The 14,920-nt window shown below is 67.2% G+C and carries 7 protein-coding genes; 2 read left to right on the top strand and 5 right to left on the bottom strand.

The features are described 5' to 3' along the window. Window positions 1–2,028 (bottom strand): alpha/beta hydrolase family protein, encoded by a 2,028-nt coding sequence (locus tag Q9246_RS00785; protein ID WP_306394692.1) that lies wholly within the window; start codon window positions 2,026–2,028, stop codon window positions 1–3. Between the two features lie 224 nt (window positions 2,029–2,252). Between Q9246_RS00785 and Q9246_RS00790 the strand changes: the two genes are divergently transcribed. Both Q9246_RS00790 and Q9246_RS00795 read left to right on the top strand, forming a co-directional pair. Further along, window positions 2,253–3,116 (top strand): sulfotransferase, encoded by an 864-nt coding sequence (locus tag Q9246_RS00790; protein WP_306394694.1) that lies wholly within the window; start codon window positions 2,253–2,255, stop codon window positions 3,114–3,116. After that, window positions 3,113–10,267 (top strand): Ig-like domain-containing protein, encoded by a 7,155-nt coding sequence (locus tag Q9246_RS00795; RefSeq protein ID WP_306394695.1) that lies wholly within the window; start codon window positions 3,113–3,115, stop codon window positions 10,265–10,267. Before Q9246_RS00790 ends, Q9246_RS00795 begins: the two co-directional genes overlap by 4 nt. A 2-nt stretch (window positions 10,268–10,269) precedes the next feature. Here Q9246_RS00795 and Q9246_RS00800 read toward each other — a convergent pair whose 3' ends face one another. The 4 genes from Q9246_RS00800 to Q9246_RS00815 are packed head-to-tail and all read right to left on the bottom strand — an operon-like array spanning window position 10,270 to window position 14,873. Next, window positions 10,270–12,318: a sodium:solute symporter family protein gene (locus Q9246_RS00800; RefSeq protein ID WP_306394696.1), complete on the bottom strand. Its 2,049-nt coding sequence runs from the start codon at window positions 12,316–12,318 to the stop codon at window positions 10,270–10,272. After that, window positions 12,315–12,620, bottom strand: a complete 306-nt coding sequence (locus Q9246_RS00805; RefSeq protein ID WP_306394697.1) for a DUF4212 domain-containing protein — start codon at window positions 12,618–12,620, stop codon at window positions 12,315–12,317. Before Q9246_RS00805 ends, Q9246_RS00800 begins: the two co-directional genes overlap by 4 nt. Beyond that, window positions 12,610–14,145, bottom strand: coding sequence for a sensor histidine kinase (locus Q9246_RS00810; protein ID WP_306394699.1), 1,536 nt, complete (start codon window positions 14,143–14,145; stop codon window positions 12,610–12,612). Before Q9246_RS00810 ends, Q9246_RS00805 begins: the two co-directional genes overlap by 11 nt. Further along, a complete protein-coding gene (locus Q9246_RS00815; protein WP_306394700.1) occupies window positions 14,142–14,873 on the bottom strand; it encodes a response regulator transcription factor in 732 nt (243 codons plus the stop codon). Before Q9246_RS00815 ends, Q9246_RS00810 begins: the two co-directional genes overlap by 4 nt. Window positions 14,874–14,920 lie beyond the last annotated feature (47 nt).

Here is a 14,920-nt window from a genome sequence, read left to right on the forward strand (position 1 = left end):
TCAAGGAGCGGCGCCGCTGCCGATATGCTTGTCGAGGAATTTCTCGACCCGCGTATAGAAATCGATGCGATTCTTTTCCAGGCCCCAGCCGTGGCCTTCGTCCGGATACTCGACCCACTCCACGCTTTGATTCGTGCGCATGACGGCGCTGCGGAAGGCGGTGCCGTGGTTGATCGGCACCCGGACATCGACGCCGCCATAGGCCAGCAGCAGCGGCTGGGTGATGCGCGCCGCCTGCTGGATCGGCGAGGTGGCCTTGAAGCGCTCGGCTTCCTTCACTGGGTCGCCGATCAGTTCAGGCATGCCGTACACCTTGTATTCCTCGGACAGGTCCGAGGTGAAGCCCCAGCCATTGTCGAACAGCAGGCCGATGTCGGTCACGCCGACCCAGTTGATGCCGCACTTGTACAGCGCCGGATCGTTGACCAGGCCCATCAGGGTGGCATAGCCGCCATAGCTGGCGCCGGCGATGCAGACCCGCTGCGGATCGACCGTGCCCTGCTTGACCAGCCATTGCACGCCATCGGCCAGGTCGTCCTGCATCGACAGGCCCCATTGCTTCCAGCCGGCCTTGAAGTGCCGGGCGCCATAGCCGGTGCTGCCGCGGAAATCCGGCTCCAGCACGGCGTAGCCGCGCGAGGCGAGGAACTGGGCGTCCGGGTTCCAGCCCCAGGAAACGCCGCGCACGTACGGGCCGCCATGGACCAGCATCACCATCGGCAGGTTCTTGTTGCCCTTGCCGCGGGGCAGGGTCAGCAGCGCCGGGATGTCGAGGCCGTCGCGCGCCTTGTAGCGCACGAATTGCTGGCGACCCATCTGGGCCGGGTCGATGCCGGGACGCGAGTCGCCGACCTTGTTCAGCAGTCCAGTGGTCTTGTTGTACAGCGCGAAGCTGGCCGGATACACATCCGAGTACGAGGTCACCAGCACCCACGGCGAATCGGCCTGGGCCGGGACCGACACCAGGTTGATGGTGGCCGGCAGCAGCTTGTCGAGTTTTTCCTGGACCTGCTTCATGCCCGGGTCGAACCATTCGTTCGAGGTAGCGTCGGTGGTGAAGGCGATGCCGAGCACCGCGGCGCGGTTGGTGACCAGGCCGCCGGCGAAGTCATAGCCCGGCGCGACCAGCAGCGGTTCGGGATTGAGCTTGCCGGTCGCGATGTCGAAGGTATGCAGGGCGGTGGTGTCCTTGCCGTTGCGCGCCGCGACATAGAAGGTGCCGTCAGGGCCGAAGCCGACCGGTTCGATGGCACTGCTGCCGTCGCCATAGGCCTTGTAGCTGGTCAGCACGCGCCACTCGCTGCTGGCAGGTTCGCGGTAGTGCAGGGTCACGCTGCCCTGGTCGATCGTCGAGGCCACCCGCGGCTCGCCCTTGTGGTCGAGCATCCAGCCGCGCGCATTGCCGGGGCGCGGCACCGGCTGGCTGAAACCGGTCACGGTGTCCACGCGCAGCAGGTCGACGTAGCGCGTTTCGCCGCGGGTGTCGCTGACCGGATGGATCACATAGATATTGTTTGAATCCTGGGCGCCTTTCTGGCCGGTCAGGAAGGTATTCCAGGGCAGCAGCTTGCGCGCGCCCTTGAAACCGCCCGCCACCATCCCGCCGCCGGTGCGCTCGGCCAGTTGCGCGAAGCGGCCGCCGTCGCGGTCGACCGCGTACAGGCCGGGCGCGGTGCGGGCGTTGCCCTGGGCGACGGTCTTGTCGCGGGTGTTGAACACCAGGCGTTCGTTGTTGACCCATTCGAATTCGCCGACATCGGCATCGGTATAGGTGGCGACGATCTTGCCGCTGTTGTTGCGCAGGTCGACCACGACCAGGAAGTCGCGCTGGCCCTTGGCGCTGGAGCGCGCCGCCAGGTGGCTGGCGTCGGGCGACAGCTTGGCGCCGCCGAAGGCGGCATTGGCGTAGAAGGCGGAGATCGGTGGCGGGGCGGTCGCAGCGGCTGGCGCTTGGGCCGGGGCTGGCGCGGCGCACAGGGCCAATGCGGCCAGCGCGGCGGCGCGCACGGTGCGGGTAAATGCAGGCATGGGTTTTCCGTAAAAAATCGTTGTTATATGGCCAGTGTCGGCATTGCCCAGCGTAGCAGTTCGTGCGTGGACAGAATCTCATCAATTTTCACGATTGCCTTGTCCGGTTTGCATTCTTTGTCGGGAATACTACATCCATCAGGGGATTTAGTTGCTTCATGGCCACTTCTGAAGCATCATCGAGTGATACCTGATCACGCGGTCGTCCTGCCGGCTGGTTTCTCATGACTTCTCTGCCTGCTGTTTCTCAGCAAAAATTCCATTTCATCTCGGGCCTCCCGCGGTCCGGTTCGACCCTGTTATCCGGCATCCTGCTGCAGAATCCGCGCTTCCAGGCCGGCATGAGCAGCCCGGTCAGCGGCTTGTGCAATGCCGTGCTGGGGCAGGTGAGCGCCGGCAGCGAGTTCGGGGCGGTGGTCGGTCGCGATAAGCGCCGCCAGTTGCTGCGCGGCCTGTTCGATTCCTACTATGCGGACGTCGGCCGCGAGGTGGTGTTCGACACCAGCCGCGCCTGGTGCGCTCGCATGCCGCTGGTGCGCGACCTGTTCCCGGAGGCGAAGGTGATCGCCTGCGTGCGCAGCGTGGCCTGGATCATGGACAGCTTCGAACGCCTGTACCGCGCCAATCCGTACGAGCACACGCGCCTGTTCGGCGCGGCCGGCGCGCGCGGCACCGTGACCAGCCGGCTGGAAGGCCTGGGCCAGCACGACGGCACCGTCGGCCATCCCTGGGCCGCCTTGCGTGAAGCCTTCTATGGCGAGCATGCGTCGTCGCTGCTGCTGGTCGATTACGAATTGCTGAGCCGGGCGCCGGGCAAGGTCATGCCGCTGATTTATGACTTCCTGGGCGAGCCGCGCTTCGAGCACGACTTCGAGAACGTCGACTACGATGCCGAGGAATTCGATGCGCAGCTCGGCGCCCCCGGGCTGCACAAGGTCCGCGCGCGGGTGGAGTACAAGCCGCGCCAGACCATCATCCCGCCCGATCTGTTCGACCGGTTCGACAAGATGTCCTTCTGGACTGACACCGCCGGCAGCGCCGCCAATGTAATCGCACCGCAGAACGCACAACAAGGAAAACAGGCATGACGTCCAAACACCAGCAAGCCGGTCTCGGCGAATTGTTCATCGCAAGCAGCGCCGCGGCGCGCGTCGACGATGGCCAGGCGGCGGCCGTGCCGGAACTGGCGATTGCCAGCGGACGTATCGAGATCGTCTTCATCGAAAGCGACGTGGCCGACATCGACACGCTGATCCGTGGCTTCGGTGCTGGCAAGGAAATCGTCATTCTCGATGCCGCGCGCGATGGCCTGCGCCAGATCGCCGAAGCCCTGGAAGGACGGAGCGGCATCGATGCCCTGCACGTGATTTCGCACGGCCAGCAAGGCAGCATTAGCCTCGGTTCGCTGATGTTGAGCGCCGACGACTTGCCCCAGCATGCCGCCGACCTGCAGGCGATCGGCCGCAGCATGGCGGAGGGTGGCGACATCCTGCTGTATGGCTGCGACGTCGGCGCCGGCGACGAGGGCCTGGCGCTGGTCGGCAGCCTGGCGGCGGCCACCGGCGCCGACGTGGCGGCGTCGAGCAACCTGACCGGCGCCGCCGTGCTTGGCGGCGACTGGGAACTGGAAGTCAGGCGCGGTGACGTCGATACGCCGGCCGTGGTGGATCCGGCGCTGGCTGCGATGTACCATCGCACGCTGGCCAGCGATTGGCTCGCACCGATCATCCTGAACTTCAACACATATGAGAATTTTTCCAGCAAGGGCAGCGGTGCTCCGAACTACGATCCAGAAATCGATATCCTGTACAAGATCCGCGGCAGCGACGCCTACGTATTGAAGATCGATGGTACGAGCAGCAATATATCGACATACGAGTCGGATCCCTTCATCGCATCCGACACGAGTGATGGGGAAATTGACGAAACCGAAATCACGTTCTCCTTCGAGACTGGCCAAGTATTCACGCCTGTATCGATCAATGTGGCCAACTTCGAAATCCGTAATAGCGGACAGCAGAAACTGATTTTCGTCGGCTATGACGCATCCGGTAACCCCATCGGCAGCCCGAAAACCATTACGACTTCCGCTGACGTGGACGGGACCTATCTTCCAGTGCCTCTGGACGGACTGATCGGCATCAGCAAGCTGAAAGTATTCGCCGATCCGACGTCGAACAACGGAAGAATGATATACCTGGTATTCGACGACTTTGAAATCAAGGACATCAAGCCGGCAGGCCCTCCACCGCCGCCGGCGCCGGTCGTCACGTCGGTCTCGTCCACCAATATCGACGACGCCTACCGGGCGGGCCAGGAAATCACCGTCACCGTCACCTTCGACCAGGAGGTCGTCGTGGCCGGCGGCACGCCCACCCTGCTGCTCGAGACCGGCCAAACCGACCGCCTCGCCGTGTACACCGGCGGCAGCGGCACCGATACCCTGAGCTTCAAATACACGGTACAGCCGACCGACAGCAGTTCCGACCTCAATTACTTCAGCACCGGCTCGCTCAGCCTTGCCGGCGCCACCATCAAGCTGAAGGGCGGCACGGTCGATGCCTCGCTGGTCCTGCCGGCCCTGAACAGCCCCAATTCTCTCGGCGGCGGCAAGGCCATCGTCATCGATACGGCTGCGCCGACGCTGGAAATCATCAGCGCCAAGAGCACGCTGAAGGCCGGCGAGACCACGACCGTCACCTTCAAATTCAGTGAAGCGGTGACCGGCTTCGAGCGCGGCGACGTCCTTGTCTCCGGCGGCACGCTCGGCAACCTGACGCTTGGCCAGGACGGCAAGTCCTACAGCGCCACGTTCACGCCGACCGAGAACACCAACAACGGCACCGCCAGCATTACGGTGGAAGCCGATTCCTACGCGGACGTGGCCGGCAATCTGGGAGGCTTCGGCGCCACGCCATCGATCACCTTCGACACGCTGGCGCCCGGCAAGCCGGCCGCCCCGGTCCTGCATCCGGATAGCGACAGCGGCGCGGCCGGCGACGGTATCACCAGCGACAACACCCCACAATTTATCGGCGCCGCCGGCAGCGTCGAGGGCGCCACCACGGTGCGCCTGTACGCCGGCGCCATGCTGATCGGCCAGACCACCGCCAATGCCAATGGCAGCTGGTCGGCGACCAGCAACACCGCACTGCCCGACGCCACCTACCAGATCACCGTCGTGCTCGTCGACGCCGCCCAGAATGTCAGCGCGCCCTCCGAACCGTTCGAGCTGGTTGTCGATACGGTCAAGCCGGCCACGCCGCTCCAGCCCGATCTGGCGCCCGTGAGCGATAGTGGCGCCCACGACGACGACGACATCACGAATGCCGTCACCCAGACCATCCGCGGCGCAGCCAACAGCGCCGAAAAAGGCAGCCTGATCACGCTGTACAACGACGGCGTCGCCATCGACGGCGCCAGCACGACCGTCGGGGCCGATGGCAGCTGGTCGATCGACCTCGCACAGGGGCATGGCGCATATACCATCACGGCCCGCAGTCGCGATGCCGCCGGCAACCTGAGCGACATTTCGCCGGCGCTGAACCTGACCGTCGACCGCCAGGCGCCGGACGCACCGGATGCGCCGCTGCTGCACGCCGACAGCAATAGCGGATCGAAGGCCGACACGATCACCAACGTCCGCACCCCGACCTTTTACGGCGTGGCCGGGAGCGTCGAAGGCGGCGCCACGGTCAGGCTGTACGCGGATGGCGATTTCATCGGCAGCGCCGTCGCCACGGCCAACGGCAGCTGGTCCGTGACTGCCAGCCAGTTGGATGGCCGCACCTACACCATCACCGCCGAGGCGGTCGACTTCGCCGGCAACGTCAGCGAAGTCTCGAGCGGCACCTCGGTCACGATCGATTTCACCGCACCTGCGGCGCAGGTCGCCGACGTGGCGTTCTCGGACGACACCAACATCGAGGGCGACTTCGTCACCAGCATCGCGGCCCAGTCCGTCATTGGCAAGCTGACGGCGCCGCTGGCGCAGGGCGAATGGGTCGGTGTCTCGTTCAACAATGGCACTACCTATTTCCCAGCCACGGTCGACCCGAACGGCGAGCAGTGGTCGCTCGCCGAAGTGACCCTGGCAGGCAAGGGCACGCTGGTGGTGCGCGTGTTCGACGCCGCCGGCAATCCGGGCGCGCCGTTCAGCCATGGCTATGAACTCGACGTCACGGCGCCAGGCGCACCGTCTACCCCGGACCTGACCGATGCATCGGACAGCGGCGCCAACGACCAGGACAATATTACCGGCGTCACCAGGCCGACCTTCACCGGCACCGCCGAGGAAGGCGCCACCATTACCCTGTACGCCGATGGGACTGCGGTCGGCAGCGGCCAGGCCGGAGTCGACGGCAAGTGGACCGTCACGGTCGACGAGGCACTCGCCGGCGCGACCTACGATTTCACTGTCAAGGCGTCCGACCTGGCCGGCAACCAGGGCGGCGCGTCGCCGCTGCTCGAGGTAACCATCGTCACCGATGCGCCGTCGATCACGAATACCACCTTCACCCTCGCGAGCGACAGCGGAATCGACGGCGACCTCGTCACCAGGATCGCCGCGCAGACGCTGAGCGGCAAGCTGAGTGCAGCCCTGGCGCAGGGCGAGCAGGTCGAGGTGTGGGATGGCGCGATCTGGCGCGCGGCCAGCGCCGGCGCCGGCGACGATACCTGGATGCTGGCCGGCGTGACCCTGACCGAGGGGCCAACCGAGTACCAGGTGCGGGTGATCAATGCGATCGGCAACGAGGGCCTGGTCGACAAGCGTACGGTCACGCTCGATACCGAAGCACCGACCGTCAAGATCGAGAGCAGCGCCCAGCAGCTCAAGGCCGGCCAAACCGCCACCATCACGTTCACCTTCAGCGACGATCCCGGAAACTTCTCGTGGGACGGCAGCGCGGGCGACCTCAAGGTCGGCGGCGGCACGCTGTCGGCGCTGTCGGGCACCGGCCCGGAGCGCACCGCGACCTTCACGCCGGACGCCAATACCCAGGATGGCGTGGCGACCATCACGGTCGCAGGCAATAAATTCTTCGACCTGGCCGGCAACGGCAACGAGGTCGGCGTGATGGCGCAGATCCCCTACGACACCCTGGCGCCGGCGGCGCCGACGGCGCCGGTGCTGGCCCCCGGCAGCGACTCCGGTACCATGGGTGACCGGATCACGTTCATCACCCGGCCGACCTTCACCGGCAGCGCCGAATCGGGCAGCACCGTGACCCTCTACGATGCCGAGGGCAATCCGATCGGCAGCGGCACCGCCGTCAACGGCCAGTGGTCGATCGCGCCCACCGCCGCGCTGGACGACGGTGCGCACACGATCAGCGCCACCGCCACCGATGCCGCCGGCAACAAGAGCCAGGCTGTCGCCGGCCAGCAGATCACGATCGATACCACCCCGCCAACCCTGGCCATTACCAGTAACGTCGACAGCCTGAAGATCGGCGAGACCGCGACCATCAGCTTCACCTTCAGCGAAGATCCGGGCGTCAGCTTCGGCGATACCGACATCAGGGTCCATGGCGGCAAGCTGGGCGAACTGGAGAAGGATGGCCTGGTGTACACCGCCGTCTTCACCCCGACCGCTGGCGAGGATCTCTCCACGGCGACCATCTGGGTCGGCGCCGGCAGCTATGTGGACCCCGCCGGCAATAACGGCGGCGCCGGCGCCCCCGTGGAGCTGGTGTTCGACACGAAGGCGCCGGACGCGTCCTCGGCGCCCGACCTCGAAGCAGCGTCGGATACCGGCACCTCGGATGTCGACGACATCACCGGCGACACCACGCCGACCTTCACCGGCAGCGCCGAATCCGGCGCCACGGTGCGGCTGTATGCAGACGGCGTCGAGATCGGCTCGGCGCTGGCGGTCGACGGCGCCTGGCGCATCACCGCGACTGCGCTCGACACCGGCAAGCACGCGATCACGGCCATCGTCACCGACGCCAGCGGCAATGAAGGACCGGAATCCGATTCGCTGGACATCGAGATCGTCACCGGCACGCCGTCCACCATGGCCGACAGCATCAAGCTGTCAAGCGATAGCGGGGCCTCGGAAACCGACCGTATCACCCGCATCGCGGACCAGACCCTCAACGGCACCCTCGACGCGGAACTCGAGGCCGGCGAATACGTCGAGGTGTCGCTGGACGGAGGCGACAGCTGGAACAGGGCGGAGAGCGACGGCGCCAGTTGGTCGTTCGGGACCACGCTGGTCGAGGGCTCGCACCCGATCTCGGTGCGCGTGGTCAATGTCATCGGTAACGCCGGCGAGGCGTACACCAAGGACTACCAGCTCGATACCCAAGCGCCCACCGTCACGGTGTCCAGCAACGTGGACACGCTCAAGCGCGGCGAGACGGCGACCATCACCTTCAGCTTCAGCGAAGCGCCGGGCGACAGCTTCACCTGGGACGATATCGCGGTCCAGGGCGGCAAGCTGGGACCACTCAGCGGCAGTGGCCTGGGCTACACCGTGACCTTCACGCCGACTGACGGCGTGGACAACGGCATGGCCAGCATCTCGGTCAAGGCCGACTCCTATCTCGACCTGGCCGGCAACAAGGGTAGCGTCGGCAATATGCCGGCCCTGGCATTCGATACGCTGGCGCCAGGCGCGCCGCCTGCGCCCACGCTGGCTGCCGCCAGCGACACCGGCACGGTGGGCGATGGCATCACCCGCAGCACGACCCAGGTGATCGAAGGCAGCGGCGCCGTGCCCGGCGCCCTGGTGCGCCTGTACGAGGGCGAGCGTGAAATCGGCTCAGAACGCGCCGATACGAACGGCCATTGGAGCATCTCGATCACCCTGGGCATTGGCGCGCATGCGCTGCGGGTCGTCCAGTACGACGACGCAGGCAACGGGTCGGTGGTCAGCGCACCGTTCCAGCTGACGGTCGAGGCGGCGCCCGTGAACCCGACGCCAAACCCGAATCCGGACCCGAATCCGGACCCGAACCCGCCGACGATGGTCGACGGCATGCCGGTCACGACCCGTCCGGTGACCTTGCCGGGCGGCGTGCGCGGCACCACGGTCGAGGTGCCGATCGTCACTGGCGGCCGCACCGAAACCGATGGCCAGCCAAGCCTGGCGGATATTCCGCTGGCGTCCGGCGGCGGCCAGGTCCAGCTGCTGGCCCAGCTGCCGGTGGGCTACGGCCTGTCGAGCAGCGGCGGCGTTGCAAATGCGCAGAAGGGCCTGGAATTCCTGATCGCAGCGATCAAGGCAGCCACGCCGACCCATGCGCCGGACGACCAGGGCCACCTGGTCCAGAACGGCACGTCGTTCCTGAATGGCCTGGACTACAGCACGCTGCTGGTGCACACCGTCAAGCCGGTCAGCAACACCGGCGCCGGCGGCGCGCTGGTACTGGACGGCGCCGGCGCAAGCGGCGGCCAGGGCACGGCGCTGGTGATCGAGACCGGCGGCATGGCCAGCGGCAGCGCGATCGACCTGGTCGGCATCGATTTCGCGGCGCTGATCGGCGCGGCGACGGTGTCCACGGGCAGCAGCGGCAGCATCCTGGCCGGCGACGCCGCCAGCCAGCACTTCACGGTGGTGGCCGGTGGCGAGAACCAGGTGTATGCCGGCGGCGGCAACGACCTGCTGAGCTTTGCCGCGCCCGATGCCGGCTCGGTCCTGGGGCGCTCAAGCGCACAGCAGGCGCCGGGCGCCAAGTCCACCGTGCTGCACGGCGGCCAGGCGCTCGACGCAGCCAGTTTCGCGGGCTCGCGCGACGACTACCAGATCGACTACCACCACGGCCACGTGGTGGTCGGCCGCAAGGGCGCGCCGAACGAGACGGCGCTGGTGATCAACGTCGAGCAACTGCGCTTCGACGACGGCACGATCGACGTCGCCAACGACGCCAGCCTGGACACGCTGGCCGGCATGTACCAGACCGTGTTCGGGCGCCAGGCGGATGTCTACGGCATCGAGTTCTGGGTCGACCGCCGCGACGACGGCGTGAGCTGGGGCGCGATCGTGCTCGACATGATCGGTTCTAGCGAGCATGCAGCGACCGGCGGTGCCATGAACGGCGATGCCGCGCATGACATCGCCCTGCTGTACCAGGCCCTGTTCAACCGCGCGGCTGACGATGCCGGCCTGGCCTTCTGGCAGGCGGCGATGGATGGCGGCATGAGTATGGAGCAGGTTGCGACCTGGTTCGTGGAGTCGGCCGAGATGGTGGGCCACCAGCGCGGTGCGCTGGACTGGGACTTCCAGGTCTGAACCTATTCCGGCGCCCGGATGTAATCGACCATGCCCTCGCTGCCGCGGCTGGGCGGCGCCGTGAGCAGGCTCACCACGACCACGCCCAGCATCCCGGCCGGCACTCCGAACACACCGGCCGCCATCGGCAGGATGCCGAACCAGGCGTCATCCAGGCTGCCGCCCAGGGCCGGGCTGGCGCGCAGCATGTAATAGAGGCAGACCGCGAAGCCGGCGAGCATGCCGGCGATCGCGCCCTGGTGGTTGGCGCGCTTCCAGAACACGCCCAGCACCAGCACCGGGAACAGCGTGGAACCAGCCAGGGAGAACGCCGCGGCGACCAGCGATAGAATATCGGCCGGCTTCTGCGACGCCACGTAGGCCGCGATGAAGGCCACCCCCAGCAGCAGCAGCTTCGAGATCGTGACCCGCTTCTGGGTCGAGGCGCCCGGGTTGACCATCTTGTAGTAGACGTCGTGCGACAGCGCGTTGGAGATCGCCAGCAGCAGGCCGTCGGCGGTCGACAGCGCCGCCGCCAGGCCGCCGGCCGCGACCAGGCCCGCGATCACATAGGGCAGGCCGCCGATCTCGGGCGTGGCCAGCACCAGCACGTCGGCGTCGATCGCGAATTCGGCCAGCTGCACGATGCCGTCGCCATTGATGTCGGCCACGCTCACCAGCGGATTGGCCTTGTCGACATTGGCCCAGTACGAGATCCAGGTGGGCAGGGACGAGAAATCGCTGCCCACCAGCGAGGTATAGATGTCGTATTTGGCCAGCACCGCCAGCGCCGGAATCGTCAGGTACACCAGCAGGATGAAGAACAGGGTCCAGAACACCGAGACCCGGGTGTCGTTCACGGATGGCGTGGTATATGCCCGCATCAGGATGTGGGGCAGGGCCGCGGTGCCGAACATCAGGCAGAACACCACCGCCAAAAAGTTATTGCGGCGCTGGTCGGATTCCTCTTTGGTCGCGCCGGGGAAGGGTTCGGCATGCGGCTCGGGCGGCCGGGCGCGCTTCAGGTTGGCGTCGCGCCGCTCGCTCCATTGCGAACGCGCCTCGTCCACCGAGTTCGGATACGTGGCCAGCGCGCGCTCGGCCTGGCGCACCTCGGTCAGCGAGGCATTGCGCGCGCGCGCCGCCGCCAGCTGGCGCTGGGCGTCGAGCTTGCCGGTTTCCCACGATTCGGGGAGCAGGGCCACCCGCCCGGCATATTCGGCGGCGCGGCGGCGGAACTCGGCGCGCACTTCTTCCTCGCGCGGGTCTTGCGCCAGCGCCGCCTCGCGCGCGGTCAGCTTGGGCAGCAGCGAGCCGTAGGCCACCGCGGGGATCGGGTTGTCGGCATGCTTGGCCGACAGCCACATGGTCGGAATCAAGAAGGCGACCAGCAGGATGATGTACTGCGCCACCTGGGTCCAGGTAATCGCCCGCATCCCGCCCAGGAACGAGCACACCAGGATGCTCGCCAGGCCCAGGAAGATCCCGACCGAGAAATCGACGCCGGTGAAGCGCGAGGCGATCAGCCCGACCGCGTAGATCTGCGCCACCACATAGGTGAACGAGACCAGGATGGTGGCGCCGACTGCCACCGCGCGCACCGCGGCGCCGCGTCCACCGCCGCCGCCGCCGTAGCGCGCCGCCAGGAAGTCCGGCACCGTGTATTGCGCAAACTTGCGCAGGTAGGGAGCGATCAGCAGCGCCACCAGCACGAAGCCGCCGGTCCAGCCCATGATGAAGGCCAGGCCGTCGAAGCCCTGCAGGTACAGGCCGCCGGCCAGGCTGATGAAGCTGGCCGCCGAGATCCAGTCGGCGGCGGTGGCCATGCCGTTGAACATGGCCGGCACGCGTCGCCCGGCGACGTAGTATTCGGTGACGCTCGAGGTGCGGCAGATGACGCCGATGATCGCGTACAGCGCGATGGTGGCGAACATGAACAGGTGGCCGATCCACAGGCGCGGCATGCCTTCCTGCTCGAGCAGGGCGACCGCCACCAGGAACAGGGCGAAGCAGCCGGTGTACCACAGGTAGTAGCGCGCCAGCTTGCTGAAATACGGTGGCTTGGCGCTCATCGCGGCTCGTCCCCGATGGCGGCCCTGGCTTCGCGATCGAGCTGGCGCATGCGCCAGGCGTAGAAGCCGATGATCGCCAGCGATATCAGCGACGCGCCCTGCGCCGCCATGTAGAACGACAGCGGCCAGCCGAAGATTTCGAAGCGGGCCAGCTCGCGCGCGAAGAACACGGTGCCAAAGCCGGTCGCCAGCCACAGCGCCAGCAGCAGCAGGGTCATGTTGCGGCTGCGCTCCCAGTGCAGGGCGCGGGCGGCGGCGGCGCGCTGGCGCGCGTCATTCTCAAGGGTCGGGTCAGTCGGCATCGAGGGATTCATGGACAGGCGGCGGGAATGTCAGGCGGAACAGGCTGCCCGGGAAGCGTTTCGACTGGCTGCGCGGATTGTTGAAGATGTCGATCTCGGCGCCATGCTGCTGCGCGATCTCGCGCACGATCGCCAGTCCCAGGCCGCTGCCTTGCGTATTGCTGCCCAGGATGCGGTAGAAGCGCTCGAATACGCGCTCGCGCTCGTTGGGGGCGATGCCGGGGCCGGTGTCCTCGACCTCGAGCAGCGCTTGCTCGCCGTCGCGGCGCACGCGCACCGTGACGCTGCCGCCGGCCGGGGTGTAGCGCAGCGCATTGTCGATCAGGTTCGACAGCAGCTCGCGCAGCATCAGCGGCTGGCCGGCGATGACGACCGGGCCCTCGTCGCCGGCGGGCGGCTCGAAGCCCAGGTCGATCTCGCCCGCGAACGAGGCCTGCACCCAGTCCTGCACCGTCTCGCGCGCGAGCAGTGGCAGGTCGATTTCGGCGAAGGCCAGGCCGGCCTGCGGTTGATTCTCGGCGCGCGCCAGCGCCAGCAGCTGGTTCACCAGGCGCGTGGCCGATTCCGAACTCTTGGCCAGCTGCTCCAGCGAGCGGTGGATTTCGGCCGCATCGACCTGGCGCAGGGCCAGTTCGGACTGCATGCGCATGCCGGCCAGCGGGGTCTTCATCTGGTGCGCGGCATCGGCGATGAAGCGCTTCTGCATCGCCACCGATTCGCCCAGGCGCTCGAGCATGTCGTTGAAGGAGCCGACCAGCGGCGAGATCTCCTCCGGCACCTGGCGCGGATCGATCGGCGACAGGTCGTCCTGGGGCCGCGCGCGGATGCGCTGCTGCAGCTCGGCCAGCGGGGACAGGCCGCGCGACAGCGCGAACCACACCAGGGCCAGGATCACCGGCAGGATGATGAACTGGGGCAGGATCACGCCCTTGATGATCTCGCCCGCCAGGTGCGCGCGCTTGTCGAGCGTTTCGGCGACCTGCACCAGGGCCAGCGGTGGCTCGAGCGGCGGCTGCGGCGCCCGCTCGTGCAGCGGGTCGAGGTTGACGTAGGTATAGGCGACCCGGATCGGGGTGCCGTGGATGCTGTCGTTGCGGAACTCGACCGCGCCGCTGCGCGCATGCTCGTCGGACGCGTCCTTCCTGGGGCGCGGCAGGTCGCGGTCGCCGTCCAGCAGTTCGCCGCCGGGGCCGGCCAGCAGGTAATAGACGCTGTCGACGTCGTCGGCGCGCAGGATGTCGCGGCCGGACGCATGCAGCTGGCCGGCGGCCTTGCCGCCCACGCTGCGCACCTGCTGGCCCAGCACCGTGACCCGGTCTTCGAGCGCGTCGTCGAAGGGCTGGTTGGCGATCGACTTGGCCACCAGGTAGGTGATGGCGATGCTCATCGGCCACAGCAGCAGCAGCGGCGCCAGCATCCAGTCGAGGATCTCGCCGAACAGCGAGTGCCGGATGTTCTCGTCCGGCTCGGGATTGGGCGGGACGTAGGTCGGCTCGGCCGCGATGCCGGCGTCGCGCCCGTTCACCTGTCGGCGGTGACCGTTGGCGCTGCGGCCGCGCGTTCGGCGGCGGCGGCGGCGCTGGCTTCGGAGAATTTCTCGAGGCAGTAGCCGAGGCCGCGCACGGTGGCGATGCGCACGCCGCCGACCTCGATCTTCTTGCGCAACCGGTGCACATAGACCTCGATCGCATTGTTCGACACTTCCTCGCCCCATTCGCACAGGTGGTCGACCAGCTGTTCCTTGGACACCAGGCGGCCGGTGCGCGCCAGCAGCACTTCGAGCAGGCCGAGCTCGCGCGCCGACAGGTCGAGCATCTGGTCGTTGATATAGGCGCTGCGGCCGACCTGGTCGTAGACCAGCGGACCGTGGCGCACCACGGTCGGGCCGCCGCCGGCGCCGCGCCGGGTGAGGGCGCGCACCCGCGCCTCGAGCTCGGACAGGGCGAACGGCTTGGCCATGTAGTCGTCGGCGCCGAGGTCCAGGCCCTCCACGCGCTGCTCGACGGAATCGGCGGCGGTGAGGATCAGCACCGGCAGCAGCGAGGCGCGGGCGCGCAGGCGGCGCAGCACTTCCAGCCCCGACATCTTCGGCAGGCCGAGGTCGAGGATGAGCAGGTCGAACTCCTGGGTGGAGAGGGCGGTATCGGCATCCTGGCCGTTCTTGACGTAATCGATGGCGTAGCCGGATTGGCGCAGGGATCGCGTCAGGCCATCGGCAAGTACGCTATCATCTTCGGCGAGCAGAATTCGCATGGGGGCACCTCGGTTTTCGCGTTGTACAAACTCAGACCCGTATTGTG

Source organism: Telluria beijingensis (assembly GCF_030770395.1).
Taxonomy (GTDB): Bacteria; Pseudomonadota; Gammaproteobacteria; order Burkholderiales; family Burkholderiaceae_D; genus Telluria; species Telluria beijingensis.